The following is a 15,041-nucleotide window of genomic DNA, read 5'->3' as shown; positions in this document are numbered from 1 at the left end:
AGGCGGCGTGCTTACTTCACGTCGTCCACGCCATGACCCATCGCCTGAGCGGGCGAGTTCATGTCGGTGTCTTCGGTGATGTCGATGCCCTTGGCCAGCTTCGAGTGCCAGAAGCCGTAGGCGATGTAGATCACCGCGCCGACGGCGGCGTAGCCGCCCAGGATCATCAGCGGCAGCGGGTTGTCGTTCATCGCGTGAACGATCATCGGCTGGAAGTTCTGGTAGGCCAGGAACAAGCAGGCCGCGATGCCCAGAGCCGCCGTGAACATGCCGCCCGGAACCTTGAACGGACGCGGCAGGTCGGGGTGCTTGATGCGCAGATAGATCACCGACAGGCAGACGATCGAGAAAGCCACGGCGGTGCCCAGCGAGACCAGATCGCCCAGCAGGCTGATCGGCAGGAACGAGGCGGCGATGGCGATCACGACGCCCAGCAGGATGGTGCCCATCCAGGGGGTGCGGAACTTCGGGTGGATCTCGGCGAACACTTTCGGCAGCAGGCCGTCGCGGGCCATGGTGTAAAAGATGCGGGTCTGGCCGTAGCACAGCACCAGCATGACCGAGGACAGGCCGGTGATGGCGCCGATCTTGATGGCGAAGCTGATCAGGTTCAGCTTGCCGCCTTCAGCTGCGGCGAACGGAATATCAGCCCATTCCAGGCCCATGCGGTCGATGGCGACGGCGATCGGGGCCGGGCTGGCCAGTTCACGGAAGGGGACGACGCCGGTCATGACGGCCGCGACGGCCATGTAGATCAGCGTACAGATCACCAGCGCGCCCAGGATGCCGATCGGCACGTCGCGCGAGGGGTTCTTGGCCTCGGCGGCGGCGGTCGAAACCGCTTCGAAGCCGACATAGGCGAAGAAGATGATGGCGGCGCCGCGGAAGATGCCGCCGATGCCGAACTCGCCGGGCTGGCCGGTCGGCTCGGGGATGAAGGGGTGCCAGTTGGCCGGATTGATGTACTGCGCGCCGACCGCGATGAACGTCACCAGCACGATCACCTTGATGACCACGATGGCGTTGTTGACGTTGGCGGACTCGCTGACGCCGACGACCAGCAGGGCCGAAACCATGGCGATGCCGATGGCGGCCACCAGGTTCAGCGTGCCGGTCATGGCGAACATCGTACCGCCGCCGGGGGCGGCCACGGCCTGAATCAGCGGCGTCGCCCACATCGGGGCGTCAGCGCCGGCCACCTGGATCATGGGGAAATTGATCCCCAAGGCGTGCAGGGTGCTGACGACATAGCCCGACCAGCCGACGGCCACGGTCGAGGCCGCGACGCCGTACTCGAGGACGAGCAGCCAGCCCATGATCCAGGCGAAGACTTCGCCCAGCGTGCCGTAGGCGTAGGTGTAGGCGGAGCCCGAAACAGGCATGGTCGAGGCCAGTTCGGCGTAGCACAGGCCGGCCAGGGCGCAGGCGATGCCCGCGACGATGAACGACAGCATGATGGCGGGACCGGCGTTGGCCGAGGCCACCTGACCCGTCAGCACGAAGATGCCGGCGCCGATGATGGCGCCGACGCCCAAGCTCATCAGGTTGATGGGACCCAGCGTACGCTTAAGCTGGCTATGGGCGGCTTCCTTCTGGATGCTCGCAATCGACTTTTTCAAAAATAGCCTGTTTCCGGCCATGTGTGCGTTTCCCCAACGACCAGCGAACCCCCGCCGGTCAGGCATTGGGGGCGGACGTTAGTCAGAGAGGCGTCATCGCGCAACGCCTTGCGGTGACGGATGCGATTTCAGGGGCTATGCCTCCACCCAATGCTGCCGATCGAGAATGTCCTGCCCGCGCTGAAGGCGGCGCTGCTCGCAAACAACGCGACCGTCCTGGTCGCGCCCCCCGGCGCGGGCAAGACCACCGCTGTTCCGCTGGCCTTGTTGGACGCGCCATGGGTCGACGGGCGTAAGATCATCGTGCTGGAGCCTCGTCGACTGGCCGCCAGAGCGGCGGCGGCGCGCATGGCGTCCAATTTAGGCGAATCCGTTGGCGACACTGTCGGTTTTCGCGTCAGACTTCAGTCGAAAGTCTCGGCCCGCACGCGGGTCGAGGTCGTCACCGAAGGCGTGTTCACCCGGATGATTCTCGATGATCCTGGCCTGGACGGGGTCGCCGCCGTGCTGTTCGACGAGTTCCACGAGCGCAGCCTGGACGCCGATCTGGGCTTGGCCTTCGCCCGCGACGTCCAGAGCGTGCTGCGCGAGGACCTGCGCCTGCTGATCATGTCGGCGACGCTGGACGGCGCCCGGATTTCGTCGCTTTTGAATGATGCGCCGGTCGTCGAGAGCCAGGGGCGGATGTTCCCGGTCGACACCCGCTACCTCGGCCGTGATGAGCGCCAACGGCTCGAAGAGCGGGTCGGGCGGGCGGTCGAGCGGGCCCTGACTGAGGAGACGGGCTCCATCTTGGTGTTCCTGCCGGGGCAGGGCGAGATTCGGCGGGCGGAAACTTGGCTGAATGAGCGCCTGCGTCGCCCGGATGTCGATATCGCGCCGCTGTATGGCGCGCTGGAGCCCGCCGTCCAGGATCGCGCCATTGCGCCGGCCCCGCCGGGGCGGCGTAAGGTGGTGCTCGCGACCTCGATCGCCGAGACCAGCCTGACCATCGAGGGCGTGCGGGTCGTGATCGATGCGGGGCAGGCGCGTGTGCCGCGCTTTGATCCGGCCTCCGGAATTACGCGACTCGAGACCGTACGCGTCAGCCGCGCCGCCGCCGACCAGCGTCGGGGCCGCGCCGGGCGCACCGAGCTTGGCGTCTGCTACCGGCTGTGGGACGAGCCCGAGACCCGATCGCTGCCGGCCTTCGCGCGGCCCGAGATCCTGGAGGCGGACTTGTCGCGCCTGGCGCTGGATCTGGCGCGCTGGGGCACAAAGGATCCTGGCGACCTGACCTTCCTGGACCCGCCGCCCGCCGCCGCCTTCGCCGAGGCGCGGACGCTGCTGACCCGGGTCCAGGCTCTGGACGCGCAGGGCGACCTGACCGCCCACGGCAAGGCTCTTGCCGACCTGCCGCTGCCGCCGCGCCTGGCGCACATGGTCGCGCGCGGCGCGGCATCAGGCAAGGCCCGGGAGGCGGCCGAGATCGCCGCCGTGCTCACTGAGCAGGGGCTGGGCGGGCGCGACGTCGACCTGCGGCGGCGGCTCGAGGGTCTGCACCGGGATCGCTCGCCACGCGGCCGGGACGCCATGGCCCTGGTCGAGCGCTGGAGCCGCGCGGCGGGCCGTCCTTCCGGCGCCAAGCCCCTCGAAGCAGGCCTGCTGCTTGCCGAGGCCTATCCCGAACGCGTCGCCAAGGCGCGCGGCAAGCCCGGCGAGTTCCAGCTGGCCGGCGGTCGCGGCGTCTATCTGGAGCCGACCGATCCCTTGGCCCGCGAGGCCTGGCTGGCCGTCGGCGAGCTGGGCGGCGGCGACAGCCGTGACCGCATCCTGCTGGCCGCGGCCGTCGATGAGGCGGACCTGCGCGAGGCCTTCGCCGATCGTCTCGTCGCCGAGGACCGTCTGGAGACCACCGGCGGCAAGGTGCGCGCCAAGCGCCTGCTGCGGCTGGGCAAGCTCGTCTTGGAAGAGCGAGTGATTGAGAACCCCGACCCGGCGATGCTCGCTGGCGCGCTCTTGGATCAGGTCCGCGCCGAGGGGCTGTCCGCCGTGCGCCTGGGTGAGCGGGGCAGGGCGCTTCTGGACCGCGTGGCCTTCCTGCGCGCTGTTGATGGTGAGGCGTGGCCGGACCTTTCAGAGGCCGCGTTGATCGAACGCCTCGATGACTGGCTGGCGCCGCTGCTTGCGGGCCGCTCGTCGCTGTCGAGCCTGGACGAGGGGGCGCTGCATGATGCGCTCAAGACCCTGGTGCCCTGGGACCTGCAACGCAAGATGGACGCGCTTCTGCCGGCCCGCTTCGAGGCTCCGACCGGCAACACCTTCGCCATCGATTACGCCGCCGAGGGCGGACCCCGCGTCGAGGTGCGGGTTGGAGAGCTCTACGGCCTTTCCGAACACCCCAGCGTCGCGGGCGGCAAGGTGTCGCTGACGCTCGCCTTGCTGTCGCCCGCCCAGCGCCCGATCCAGATCACCAAGGACCTGCCGGGCTTCTGGAAAGGCTCCTGGCGCGAGGTGAAGGTCGAGATGAAGGGGCGCTATCCCCGGCACGTTTGGCCGGATGATCCGGCGGCGGCCGCGCCGGTGACGCGGGCGAAGCCGCGGGGGACGTGAGGCGGGATTGTAGATCCTCCCCCTAGCGGGGGAGGTGGCGCGAAGCGCCGGAGGGGGAAGTGCTAGACCGCCCGCCTCTTCCCCCTCCGTCGTCGCTACGCGCCAACACCTCCCCCGCTAGGGGGAGGATTGATCAGCCCGTCACCGTGTAGATCATGATCCCCGTGGCCACCGACAGATTCAGGCTGTCGGCCCTGCCGCGCATCGGGATCTTGACGTTCACGTCGCACGCCGCCGCCAGCTCGGGCGGCAGGCCCTGCTGCTCATTGCCCATCAGGATCAGCGACGGCTTCACATAGTCGGCGGACTTGTGGTCGACGGTGGCGGTCAGCAGGGTGCCCACCACGCTGCCGGGCCAGGTCTCTCGCCAGGCCAGGAACTCCGAGATGGTCGCCTTGGCGATCTTGACCGCGAAGATCGAGCCCATGGTCGCGCGCACGCCCTCGACCGAATAGGGGTCGACGCAGTCGCCGACCAGGATCACCCCGCCGCAGCCGGCCGCGTCAGCGGTGCGGATGACGGTGCCGAGGTTGCCCGGATCGCGGACGGCCTGCATGGCCACCCAGCAGGGCGCGCTTTCGGGGACGATGGCCGACAGCGGCGTAAACACCTGCTTGAAGACGGCGACCACGGCCTGCGGGTTATCGCGGCGCGAGACCTTCTCGAGGATTTCGCGATTGACCTCAATGACTTCGCCGCCGGCCTTGAGGCACGCAGCGACGGCCTTTCTCAGCATAGGATGGTCGGCGGCGTCGGGGCCGTACATGACGATCTTGGGCGCATGGCCGCAGTCGATCGCCTCGATGACGATCTTCAGGCCCTCGGCCAGGAACAGGCCGCTCTCCTCGCGCTCCTTGCGCATGTGCAGGGCGCGCACGGCCTTGACGGTGTTGTTGGTCAGGGAGGTGACGGTCTTGGTGTTCATCGCCGTTACCCTTCCGAAGACCAGCGGGCGAAGAACGACAGGCCGATCTGGCGGTCGCCCTTTTCCTCGACCAGGGACAACTCGCCCCAGTCGATGACGCCGCCGCGTCCTTGCAGCTCCTGGGCCAGCAGGCCCGACATCGCCGCGCCCGAGACGCGGGCGGCATAGGCGTTCATCAGCAGGAACGAGGCCTCATCGCTGAGCAGAGCGGCGCAGTCCTTGGTCAGGGCGGCCAGGTCCTCGAACAGGCGCCAGACCTCGCCGTCGGCGCCGCGGCCGAACTTCGGCGGGTCCAGGATGATCCCCTCATATTTGTTGCCGCGCCGGACTTCGCGGGCGACGAACTTGCGGGCGTCCTCGACGATCCAGCGGATCGGCTTGTCAGCCAGGCCGGCTAAGGCGGCGTTCTCGCGGGCGAAACCGACCGACTTCTTGGAAGCGTCCACGTGGGTGACCGCCGCGCCGGCGGCGGCGCAGACCAGCGAGGCCACGCCGGTATAGCCGAACAGATTCAGCACCTTGGGCTGGGGGCCTGATCCCGCGCACAGCGCCCGAACGCGCTCGTCCTGCCAGGCCCAGTTGGCGGCCTGTTCGGGGAAGAAGGCCAAGTGCCGGAACGGCGTGAACTGACCGTGGAACTTCGCCTGGCCCCACCCCAGGTCGAACTTCTCGATCGGCTTGCCCTTGAAGCGCCAGCGGCCCGCCTCGTCCTCGTCGGTAGGGTCGAAGACCGCATCGGCGTTGTCCCAGACCTTCTGATCCAGGCGCGGCGCCCAGAAGCACTGCGGCTCGGGCCGAACGACGGTGTAGCGGCCGTAGCGCTCGAGCTTCTTGCCGTGGCCGCTGTCCAGCAGGGCGTAATCGGCCCAGCCGGTGGTGCGCATAACGATGGGGGCGGGAGCGATCTTCGGTGCCATCGCCCGGCAATACCGCCTTAGGCGTGCGAAGGTCCAGAGCGCGGTACGTGCAGGGTCTTATCCCAGTGGTGCGGGGCGACGATGAACTGGTGCAGCGCCTTGACCGCCGCAAGGCTCTGGCAAAGCCAGTAGACGGGCATGCCCAGCAGGTGCAGCCACCTTGGCTGGCCACCCGCGCGCAACACGCCTCGAGCGCCCGCTATCGCCGCCGCGCTCCATCCCAGCATGTAGAGCGTCAGGTCATGGGGCGGGATCTGAAAGGCGGCGTCGGGCAGGAAGTCGATGAGCGCCCAGGCGATGGCCACCGCCATGACGGGGCCATGGAGATGCGAGGCGGCGACCGACTGGGCCAGGGTCAGGACCAGCGCGATGGCGTTGCGCGGTTGCGTCGGGAGCGGACCGCGCGCGTGCACCGCCAAGGTCTGCATATGGCCCTTGATCCAGCGCGCCCGTTGCGGGAACCACTGCTCTGGTGTTGTGGGCGCTGTTTCCCAGGTGGGGCGCTGGATGACGTCGAGACGATAGCCCGCCGCTGCGAGGCGGAATCCGACGTCTGCATCCTCGGTCACATTGTATGGGTCCCACGCGCCAATCTCGCGCAAAGGACCGACCTTGAAATGATTGCTGGTTCCGCCGAGCGGAAACGGAAGACCCCATCGCGCGAGGGCCGGGAGCAGCACCTCGAAGTGGGCGGCGTACTCCAGTCGAAACTGTGAAGGCAAAAAGAGCGAAAAGCCGGGGTCCTCAATCCGAAGCGGCGCCTGAAGGCAGGCCACCCGGGCGTCGGAGACGGCGAACCTCGCGGCCGCCTCGCGGAGTTGTTGCGGGTCGGGCATGTCCTCGGCGTCGTAAATCACCACCAAGTCGCCTCGCGCGCGCTCGAGAGCGTAGTTGCAGGCGCGAGGTTTGGTGCGAGGCGTTCCGGGCGGAACGACCAGCACCTGTATGAAGCTCGGCAGGTCCAGCGCTCGGGCGGCGGCGCGGGTGATCTCGTCGTCAGCTTCGAGCACGATCAACGCCTGCAGGCGATCACGCGGATAGTCGATCGCGGCCAAGCTCTGAACAAGCTCCGACAGCACCTCCGCCTCGCGATAGAGCGGCGTGATGATTGTATAACTCGGAAGATCAGCCTCTGACGGCGGCGCTGGCGCGCGGCGGGAGGGCAGGGGCGTCATTGCTGCGGCGAGACGGGTCAGGCCGCCCAGCAGAAAGACGGCGAAGAACAGATGGTGCGCCGCCACCAAGGCGGCCATCGGCGCGAGGGCGACGCCGAGCGCGGCGAGGAGACCCGCGATGACGACCCCTATGACTTGCGTCTGGGACAGAGGTCGATGAGCGCCGTCGCGTTCGGGCGCAGTGACGACGAAGACGCCCGTGATCGTTTCGATGTGGTCTGCGGACACGGGTCCGCTCGCCGGCGTGAGCGCCGGTTCCAGCCGTCTATCTTCGCGCGCCATGGATGCCCCTGGATACGCCGATCGCCCCAACGGAAGCAGATAACGGAATCTCAACCAAAAAGTGTCAAATGAAAAAACACTCGTTTTAGGCTGCTGCTGATGAGCGCCTGACACAGGTGCGGGCGCAACGCACTGGGTTGCGACGGCTGAGTGATTCCCGTTTAGTGTTCTCCGGGGGATACTGAGGGGAAGCTAGGTCCGTGACCGTCGTTTTGAAGAAGCCGCACAAGTCCGCGCGAAAGCCCAAGGGCGACGGGCACTTGCGCCGGGGCGAGATCCTGGCGGCGGCCGAGAAGATCTTTATCGCCGAGGGCTATTCCGGCGCCACCATCCGCAAGATCGCCGACGCGGTGGGGGTGTCCTCCACCGCGCTCTACATGCACTTCCGCGACAAGGATCAGATCCTGCTGGAGATCAGCAATGACGCGATCGAGCGTCTGCTGGACCTCAATACGCAGATCGCAGGCCAACCGATCGATCCGGTCTCGCGCGTACGGCTGATGCTCGAGGCGTACATGCGCTTCGCGCTGGACAATCCAAACACCTACCAGCTGGTTTTCTGCAGCACCGGCGATCACGTCACGTCCGACAAGATCGGCGAGACCATGGCGTTGGGTGATCGCTGCTTCGAAAAGTTCAGCGAACCGGTCCATGCGATCGCCGCTCAAGGGCGTCTGCGGTCAGGTTCGGCGGTCCAGGCGGCCGAAGTGCTGTGGAGCGGCTGCCACGGCTTGGTATCCTTGCTGATCACCAAGCCTTCGCGGGGCTGGTCGGAGCCGGAGCAGTTGATGAAAGTGATGCTGGACGGGCTGCTGCACGGTCTGGTTTCGGACTGAAGTCGTGACCGCCGGCAAGGCCCTTACCGCCCTTGCGGCGGCGGTGGCGCTCGTTCCAGCGGGGGCGTGGGCCACGCCGCGCGTCATGTCGCTAGATTCGTGCGCCGATCAGTACGTGCTGGCTCTGGCGCCGCGTGAGGCGATCGTGGGTCTTTCGCACCGTGCGGTCGCGTCTGACAGCTACCTGCGCGACAAGGCCGCTGGCCTTCCGGCGCGCCGGGCCACGTTCGAGAGCCTGGCGTCCGCGCGACCGCAACTGGTGGTGCGGTTGTGGGGCGGCGACGCGCGTTTGACGAAGGCGCTGCAGGCCAAGGGCGTGACGACGGTCACCCTGGATGACGCGACCGACTTCCACGGGGTTCGCGCCAATGTTCGCAAGGTGGCCATAGCGCTTCATCGCCGATCGGAGGGCGAGGCGCTGATCGCCGCCATGGACACGCGCCTCAAAGCCGCTGCCGGCGCGGGCAGGGGTCGTGAGGCGCTTTACCTGACCCCAGGCGGCTTTACGGCCGGCGCCAACACCCTGATCGATGCGATGCTGCGCGCGGCGGGCTATGCGAACGCGACCAAGGCGCCGTATTTCGCGGCTGTGTCTTTGGAGCAAATGGTCATGACGCCGCCGGCCGCTGTCGTGCTGGGCATGTTTGATCGCGCCCGCGCTGGCGCCGACCGCTGGGGGCCGGGGCGCCATGGGGCTCTGCGCAAGGTGGTGGAGTCTCGCGCCGTGGCCGAACTGCCGGCTGCGGTGGTCGGTTGCCCGGGCTGGTTCGCGGCGGACGGCGCCGTCTTGCTGGCCAAAGCCGCACGATGAGCCTTACGCGCCTCTGTTTGCTGATGGTCTTGGCGTTGGTGCTGGCCTCTGTTTTGGCCGTTACGCTGGGCGAGACGGCATTTTCGGTCCCGCAGTACGGCCAAGCGCTGTTCCAGCCCGGCTCCCCGCCGGCCGAAGTGCTCTGGTCGATCCGTGCGCCGCGTGTTGCGGTTGCGGCCCTGGTGGGCGCGGCGCTGGGCATGGCGGGGGCGACCATGCAAGGGCTGTTGCGCAATCCGCTCGCGGATCCTGGCGTGCTGGGTGTGTCGGCCGTATCGGGCCTCGGCGCGGCCTTTGCGATCTCGGCGGGACTGGCCGTCTTGCCCGGGGCTATCGAGCTGTCGGCCCTGGTTGGCGCGCTGGTCGCGGGCGCGCTGGTGGTCGTCGTCGCCGCCCGTTTTCGAGAGCCCGAGGCGCTCATTCTGTTCGGCGTGGCGCTGTCGGCTTTCGGCGGGGCGCTGACGGCCCTGGTGTTCAATCTCTCGCGGTCGCCGGTGGCGACAGCTGAGATGCTGGCCTGGTTGATGGGCTCGGTCGAGAACCGTGACGCTATGGACGCGCTGCGGGCGGCGGTTCCGATGGCGCTTGGCGCAGCGCTGTGCCTGCGCGCTGGCGCGGGGCTGCGGATGCTGACCCTGGGCGAGGAGGCTGCGCGGATGTCGGCCCTGCCGATGGCGCGCTTGCGGTTGTATGCGGTGGCCGGCTCGGCCCTGCTGACGGGTGCGGCGGTGGCCGCCTCGGGCGTGATCGGCTTTGTGGGTCTGGCCGCGCCGCACCTAGTGCGGGCGCTGGTCAAGGATGATCCCAAGCGCATCCTCTGGCCCGCCGCCTTGGCCGGGGCGCTCCTGGTTGTGCTGGCGGATCTCGCCGCACGGATGATCCCGACCGAGCAGGAGCTGAAGCTTGGCGTCGTCACCGCGCTGTTCGGGGCGCCCGCCTTCGCCTTGCTGGCCTGGCGAGTCGCTCGGAGCTGGCGGTCATGAGCGCGCTTTGGACGCTGCGCGGCCTCTCCGTCCAACAGGGGCGTAAGATCGTGGTCGATAACGCCACGCTGAGCGTCAGCGCAGGAGCGCTGGTCGGCGTGGTTGGCCCCAATGGCGCGGGCAAGACCAGTCTCTTGCGCGGCGGGCTTGGGCTTTTGCCCGCGGTTGCTGGGGAAGCGTTTCTGTCCGGCCAGCCGGTTAAGCGACTCGCGCCGGCGGCCCGCGCGAGCATGGTCGGCTACCTGCCGCAGGACCGCCGCGTAGCCTGGAATGTCCCGGCCCGGATGGTAGTCGCCCTTGGCGCCAGTGATCTGGCCGAAGCCGAGGCCGACTCTTTGGCGATGGAGTGTTTGGCGCGGGTCGGAGCGCAAGATCTCGCCGATCGTGGGGTGCTGGACATGTCGGGCGGTGAACGGGCGCGGGTGCTCCTGGCGCGCCTTTTAGCGACCCGCGCTCCGCTGCTGGTGGCCGATGAGCCCGTGGCGGGCCTTGATCCCGACGCCCAGCTCCTGACACTGGACCTGCTGGGGGCGGAGGTCGCGCGGGGCTCGTCCGTCGTCGTCACGCTTCACGACCTTGGCCTCGCCGCTCGGACCTGCGATCGGATCGTCGTGATGTCGCGAGGGCGCGTCGTCGCCGACGCCCCGCCGCGTGAGGCGCTGTCGCCCGACGTGCTCGCCGAGGTGTTCGGGCTGCACGGCGCGCTGCTCGAGACCGAGGCGGGTCTCGTTCTGGCGGCTCGCCGTCGGGCGTGATGCTTAGGGCTGCCCGCTAGCCGTTTCGGCGGACGCGACCGACGGCGTGTAGACGTAACCGCCGCGTTTGAGCTCCGAGGACAGCGTCAGCGGCGTGACGCCACCGTTCAGGCGCGCGCGATAGACCATCGTCGTCTCAAGCGTTCGCATCACGTAGTTGCGGGTCTCGGAGAACGGGATGCACTCGATGAAGTCGAGCGGATCGGTGGACGCGCCGCGCGGATCGCCGCATTGGCCAGCCCATTGCGCCGGACGTCCGGGGCCGGCGTTGTAGGCGGCGGCGGCCATGATGTAGGAGCCGCTGAAGGTCCTGATCATGTCGCCCAGGTACACCGAGCCCAGGCGCATGTTGTAGGAGGCGTCGCCCAGGCGATCGATCGAGTGCGGCTCGCCCAGCTTGCGGGCGACCAGCGAGGCGGTGGCGGGCATCAACTGCATCATCCCACGCGCGCCGACACCCGAGCGGGCGGCCGGATCGAAATTGCTCTCCTGGCGCGAGATCGAATAGACGAAGGCCGTCTCCGCTGCGCCGGGACCAGGCGTGAAATGGTGGTCCAGCAGCGGATAGCCGCGCTCCGGCAGGATGAACCCGCGCTGGGCGGCGGTGCGCACCGCGCGCATCGCCAGGTCCTGGTCGCCATAGCCGCGCGCCATGTCGACTAGCAGCGCGGTCTCCTCGGCGTTTGGCAGGGTGTCGTCGATGTAGAGAACCAAGCTGCGGAACAGGTCTCGGGCCCCGATGTCGGCCAGTATTCGCGCTGCTCGGACTTGCTCACGGCCGTAAAAGCGGGCGCGGTCGGCTTGGGTGACAATCGGATCGCGCTCAAGCCGCAGCTCGCGGATCCCCGCCTTCTCTGCGGCCAGCTGACCATAGAAGGTGGTGATATGCCGCGCGCCCTCGGCGTAGAAGGCCTGGGCGGCGATCGGGTCGCCTTGCGCCTCGGCCGCGCGCCCTTGCCAGTACAGCGCCCGACCGCGGGTGATCGGCGACGCGCCCACCGCCGCGATCTGAGCAAAGTGGGCGGCGGCCGCGTTGGCGTCGCGCAGCCGGGTGAGGGCGATCCAGCCGGCGTAGAATTCCGACTCGGCGATGTCGGCGGGAGCGAGCGCCCGGGTGTTGTAGGCGGCCGCGTAGGCGCCGTTGCTGTCACCAGCCTTTAATGCGCCGACGATCAGCAGCTTCCGCTCCCGCCAGATCGCGGTCGAGGCTTCCTCGGTCGGCGGCGCGGGAAAGTTTGCCACCATCGGCAGGGCCAAGGTGTCCATGCCTTTGCGGCGCAGATAGGCGGCGCGCTCGAAGACGACGCCGGGCGAGTCTTGCAGATCGGGCGTCAGATTGTTGTAGAGGTCGTTGCCGCTGGCCGAATTGGCGCGATAGGCCATCCGGACGCGCGCGGCGGCCTGCTGGGTCTCGGACAGCATGGCGACCATCTCACGGGCCGCCGGGCCTTGCTGGCCGTAGAGCAGGATGTCGGCACGACGGACATAGTCCTCGGGCGTCAGCATGGCCCCGAAGCGGGCGATCATGCTGCGCTGGGCGTCGACCTCGAACACCTTGTCGCGGAACGTACGGCGGATGAGATCCGAGGCCTGCTGGTTCTGGCCAGTGGCCTGGTAGGCGCTAGCCAAGGCCATAGCGCCTTCGGCGGTCGTCGGCTGGGCGCCGCCGAACCAGGCGATGATCCGCGCGGGGTCGAGGCCCGAGGTCGAGAGCGCCTTTTCCGCAGCGGCGTCGCGGCGGGCTCCGCGCGGCCAGCCGGCCAGATCGCGGCGCGCGGAGTCCAGCTCAAAGAAGCTCAGCGCTTCGGCGTTGCTGTCGACCAGCTGCCATTGGGCGATCTTCTTGGCGATGGGGTCCTGCAGGCTGTCCATGGCCATGCGCGCGCCGGAAACATCGCCGCGCTTGGCGGCCGCCAGGGCGGTCTGCAGATTGGCCGAGTCGGTGTCGCTCAGCGCCGTGCTGACAGCGGTGGGGGGCGTGGTGATCAGGCTGGGCGTGGTTTGCGCGGAGGCGTAGGACGTCGTCGTCTGGGCGCCAGCGGCCCCGACGATAGTCACGATACACGCTCCTCCGAGCAGCAACCGGCGCATTCCTGAAACCAAAACGCTCTCCTTACGGTCCTTGGGAGACCTCATACTCGAATTCGTTCGTTAGCCCTATGCGGCGATTCAGGCTGCAATAGGGTTCTTAAAGTCGGCTCGCGGGCTTGACCCGGATGGCTTGGCCCATCAAATCGCACCTGCTCCTTTGGATCCGCACCGAGAGCCGGTTGCGGGACGGCGGGGCAGGGACATATTGTCCGCCCCCATCGTCCCGCCGCAACACATGCGGCTCCATCCTCACGGCAATTTGCAAGTCATGGTCCAGTCTCACTTCAAGGGCGTCATTCCGGCCCTCGTCACGCCGTTCCGGGACGGTGAGGTGGACGAGAAAGGGTTCGTGGCCCTTGTCGAGCGCCAGATCGTCGGGGGCGTGCATGGCCTGGTGCCGGTCGGCACCACGGGCGAGACCTCGACCCTGTCGCATGAAGAGCATCGCCGCGTCGTCGAGCTATGCGTGACGACCACGGCAGGCCGCGTTCCGGTGATCGCGGGCGCGGGCAGCAATTCCACCGATGAAGCCATCGAGTTGGCCCGTCACGCCAAGACCGTCGGCGCCGACGCCTGCCTGGTGGTGACGCCGTACTACAATCGCCCCAGCCAGGAGGGCATGTACCAGCACTACAAGGCGATCAACGACGCCGTCGAGCTGCCGATCTTCGTCTACAACGTGCCGGGCCGGACCGGCGTGGACATCAGCAACGAGACGCTGGCGCGGCTTGCCAAGCTGCCCAACATCGTCGGGATCAAGGACGCTACGGGCGACCTGACCCGGATCAGCTTCCAGCGCCTGATGTGCGGGCCCGAGTGGGTGATGCTGTCGGGCGATGATCCGACCGCGCTTGGCTACATGGCTCACGGCGGCCACGGGGTGATTTCGGTGACCGCGAATGTCGCGCCTGAGGCCTGCTCGGCCTTCATGAACGCCTGCATGCAGGGCGAATGGGAGAAGGGGCTCTACTGGCAGGATCGCCTGGTGCGTCTGCACAAGGCGCTGTTCCTCGACTCGTCCCCCGCGCCGACCAAGTTCGCCATGGCGCAACTGGGTCTTTGTGCGGAAGACGTGCGGTTGCCGATCACGCCGTGCGCCGAAGCCGTACGTCCGACGATCCTGGAAGCCATGCGCGAGGCAGGTCTGCGCTGATGTCCAAGCCGATCGCTGAAAATCGGCGCGCGCGCTTCGATTACTTTATCGAGGAGACGTTCGAGGCGGGCATCATGCTGACCGGCACCGAGGTGAAGAGCCTGCGGACCGGTCGGGCGAACATCGCCGAGTCCTACGCTTCGGTTGAGGGGCGCGAGATCGTACTGATCAACGCAGATATCCCGCCCTACGGCCATGCCAATCGCTTCAACCATGAGCCGCGTCGTCACCGGAAGCTGCTGCTGCACCGTCGCCAGATCGACAAGCTGATCGGCGCGGTTCAGCGCGAGGGGCGTACCCTCGTGCCGATCAAGCTCTATTGGAACGATAAGGGTCTGGCGAAACTGGAAGTCGGTCTCGCCAAGGGTAAGAAGCTGCACGACAAGCGCGATACGGCCGCCGAACGCGATTGGCAGCGCGACAAGGCGCGCTTGATGAAAGGCGATCGCGGCGATTGAGGCTTAGTAGCGGCCCATCATCACAAAGCCGAGCGCCAAGCCAAGGGCGAACGCACCAGCGCTGACGATCAAGAAGGTGCGAACTTCGCTCCGCAGGGTGTTACGCGTAGTCTGGGCCATACCCGGCTCCGGTTGGCCGCCCCCCGGCGGCAAATCAGTCCCCGACTTCTAGGGTAACCCTAACAGGGGGTGGCAATTGTCAATGATTGTAAATCCAGCGCTCGGGACCTTAGGCTGCGCGGGGCAGCTCATACACCTGAGACGGTACGCCCTGTTCGAAGAGCGCTCCGCAGATGGCGAGCGCCTGTTGGTAGGCGGTCTCAACGGACTCGAAGCGCCCCGCTAGACGGCCGCCTTCGGTGACCACCCAGCCTTCGGAAACGTGGGCGATTTCAATACGCTGACAATGCGCGGCGTCAAACATGACGACGAGCTCCCTAGATT

General features: G+C 67.7%; 14 protein-coding genes. 7 read left to right on the top strand and 7 right to left on the bottom strand.

Features of this window, described 5'->3' with window-relative positions; all coding sequences use genetic code 11:
- Positions 1-11: 11 nt before the first annotated feature.
- Positions 12-1,640, bottom strand: coding sequence for an amino acid permease (locus tag ACT53N_RS03345; RefSeq protein WP_476062541.1), 1,629 nt, complete (start codon positions 1,638-1,640; stop codon positions 12-14).
- 99 nt (positions 1,641-1,739) lie between these two features.
- Here ACT53N_RS03345 and hrpB point away from each other — a divergent pair, with 99 nt between their 5' ends.
- Complete coding sequence (gene hrpB, locus ACT53N_RS03340; RefSeq protein WP_476062540.1) at positions 1,740-4,211, top strand: ATP-dependent helicase HrpB; 2,472 nt, start codon at positions 1,740-1,742, stop codon at positions 4,209-4,211.
- A gap of 133 nt (positions 4,212-4,344) precedes the next feature.
- On the opposite strand, the gene ACT53N_RS03335 is transcribed toward hrpB, so the two are convergent.
- From ACT53N_RS03335 to ACT53N_RS03325, 3 genes are read right to left on the bottom strand one after another with little or no spacing between them, the layout of a single operon-like run.
- Positions 4,345-5,136, bottom strand: coding sequence for a TrmH family RNA methyltransferase (locus ACT53N_RS03335; protein WP_476062539.1), 792 nt, complete (start codon positions 5,134-5,136; stop codon positions 4,345-4,347).
- 5 nt (positions 5,137-5,141) lie between these two features.
- Entirely contained in the window at positions 5,142-6,053 is a 912-nt protein-coding gene (locus ACT53N_RS03330) for an RsmD family RNA methyltransferase (RefSeq protein WP_476062538.1), read from the bottom strand.
- Between the two features lie 17 nt (positions 6,054-6,070).
- Positions 6,071-7,510, bottom strand: coding sequence for a glycosyltransferase (locus ACT53N_RS03325; RefSeq protein ID WP_476062537.1), 1,440 nt, complete (start codon positions 7,508-7,510; stop codon positions 6,071-6,073).
- Between the two features lie 200 nt (positions 7,511-7,710).
- On the opposite strand from ACT53N_RS03325, the gene ACT53N_RS03320 reads away from it, so the two are divergent.
- Genes ACT53N_RS03320 through ACT53N_RS03305 form a run of 4 tightly spaced genes read left to right on the top strand, consistent with a single transcriptional unit; the run spans position 7,711 to position 10,895 of the window.
- A complete protein-coding gene (locus ACT53N_RS03320) occupies positions 7,711-8,346 on the top strand; it encodes a TetR/AcrR family transcriptional regulator (protein ID WP_476062536.1) in 636 nt (211 codons plus the stop codon).
- Between the two features lie 4 nt (positions 8,347-8,350).
- Positions 8,351-9,157, top strand: a complete 807-nt coding sequence (locus tag ACT53N_RS03315; RefSeq protein ID WP_476062535.1) for an ABC transporter substrate-binding protein — start codon at positions 8,351-8,353, stop codon at positions 9,155-9,157.
- Complete coding sequence (locus ACT53N_RS03310) at positions 9,100-10,140, top strand: FecCD family ABC transporter permease (RefSeq protein WP_476062534.1); 1,041 nt, start codon at positions 9,100-9,102, stop codon at positions 10,138-10,140. The genes ACT53N_RS03315 and ACT53N_RS03310 overlap by 58 nt, the downstream gene beginning before the upstream one ends.
- Positions 10,137-10,895, top strand: coding sequence for an ABC transporter ATP-binding protein (locus tag ACT53N_RS03305; RefSeq protein WP_476062533.1), 759 nt, complete (start codon positions 10,137-10,139; stop codon positions 10,893-10,895). The genes ACT53N_RS03310 and ACT53N_RS03305 overlap by 4 nt, the downstream gene beginning before the upstream one ends.
- A 3-nt stretch (positions 10,896-10,898) precedes the next feature.
- Here the strand turns inward: ACT53N_RS03305 and ACT53N_RS03300 are convergent, their stop codons facing one another.
- Entirely contained in the window at positions 10,899-12,998 is a 2,100-nt protein-coding gene (locus ACT53N_RS03300; RefSeq protein ID WP_476062532.1) for a lytic transglycosylase domain-containing protein, read from the bottom strand.
- Between the two features lie 256 nt (positions 12,999-13,254).
- On the opposite strand from ACT53N_RS03300, the gene dapA reads away from it, so the two are divergent.
- Both dapA and smpB read left to right on the top strand, forming a co-directional pair.
- The gene (gene dapA, locus ACT53N_RS03295) at positions 13,255-14,139 is read left to right on the top strand and encodes a 4-hydroxy-tetrahydrodipicolinate synthase (protein WP_476062531.1); all 885 of its coding nucleotides are present in this window, start codon (positions 13,255-13,257) and stop codon (positions 14,137-14,139) included.
- Positions 14,139-14,597, top strand: coding sequence for an SsrA-binding protein SmpB (gene smpB, locus ACT53N_RS03290; RefSeq protein WP_010919079.1), 459 nt, complete (start codon positions 14,139-14,141; stop codon positions 14,595-14,597). Before dapA ends, smpB begins: the two co-directional genes overlap by 1 nt.
- Positions 14,598-14,600: 3 nt before the next feature.
- Here the strand turns inward: smpB and ACT53N_RS03285 are convergent, their stop codons facing one another.
- Both ACT53N_RS03285 and ACT53N_RS03280 read right to left on the bottom strand, forming a co-directional pair.
- Positions 14,601-14,750: a hypothetical protein gene (locus ACT53N_RS03285; RefSeq protein WP_476062530.1), complete on the bottom strand. Its 150-nt coding sequence runs from the start codon at positions 14,748-14,750 to the stop codon at positions 14,601-14,603.
- 76 nt (positions 14,751-14,826) lie between these two features.
- The gene (locus tag ACT53N_RS03280) at positions 14,827-15,021 is read right to left on the bottom strand and encodes a hypothetical protein (protein WP_476062529.1); all 195 of its coding nucleotides are present in this window, start codon (positions 15,019-15,021) and stop codon (positions 14,827-14,829) included.
- Between the last annotated feature and the right edge of the window lie 20 nt (positions 15,022-15,041).

Source organism: Caulobacter sp. DMC95 (genome assembly GCF_056313785.1).
Note: the sequence above shows the minus strand (reverse complement) of the source record. Positions and strands in the feature narration are given on the sequence as shown.

Coding starts and splice junctions, on each gene's coding strand:
- ACT53N_RS03345 (WP_476062541.1), bottom strand. CDS start 1,640: ATGGCCGGAAACAGGCTATTTTTGAAAAAGTCGATTGCGAGCATCCAG.
- hrpB (WP_476062540.1), top strand. CDS start 1,740: ATGCGATTTCAGGGGCTATGCCTCCACCCAATGCTGCCGATCGAGAAT.
- ACT53N_RS03335 (WP_476062539.1), bottom strand. CDS start 5,136: ATGAACACCAAGACCGTCACCTCCCTGACCAACAACACCGTCAAGGCC.
- ACT53N_RS03330 (WP_476062538.1), bottom strand. CDS start 6,053: ATGGCACCGAAGATCGCTCCCGCCCCCATCGTTATGCGCACCACCGGC.
- ACT53N_RS03325 (WP_476062537.1), bottom strand. CDS start 7,510: ATGGCGCGCGAAGATAGACGGCTGGAACCGGCGCTCACGCCGGCGAGC.
- ACT53N_RS03305 (WP_476062533.1), top strand. CDS start 10,137: ATGAGCGCGCTTTGGACGCTGCGCGGCCTCTCCGTCCAACAGGGGCGT.
- dapA (WP_476062531.1), top strand. CDS start 13,255: ATGGTCCAGTCTCACTTCAAGGGCGTCATTCCGGCCCTCGTCACGCCG.
- smpB (WP_010919079.1), top strand. CDS start 14,139: ATGTCCAAGCCGATCGCTGAAAATCGGCGCGCGCGCTTCGATTACTTT.
- ACT53N_RS03280 (WP_476062529.1), bottom strand. CDS start 15,021: ATGTTTGACGCCGCGCATTGTCAGCGTATTGAAATCGCCCACGTTTCC.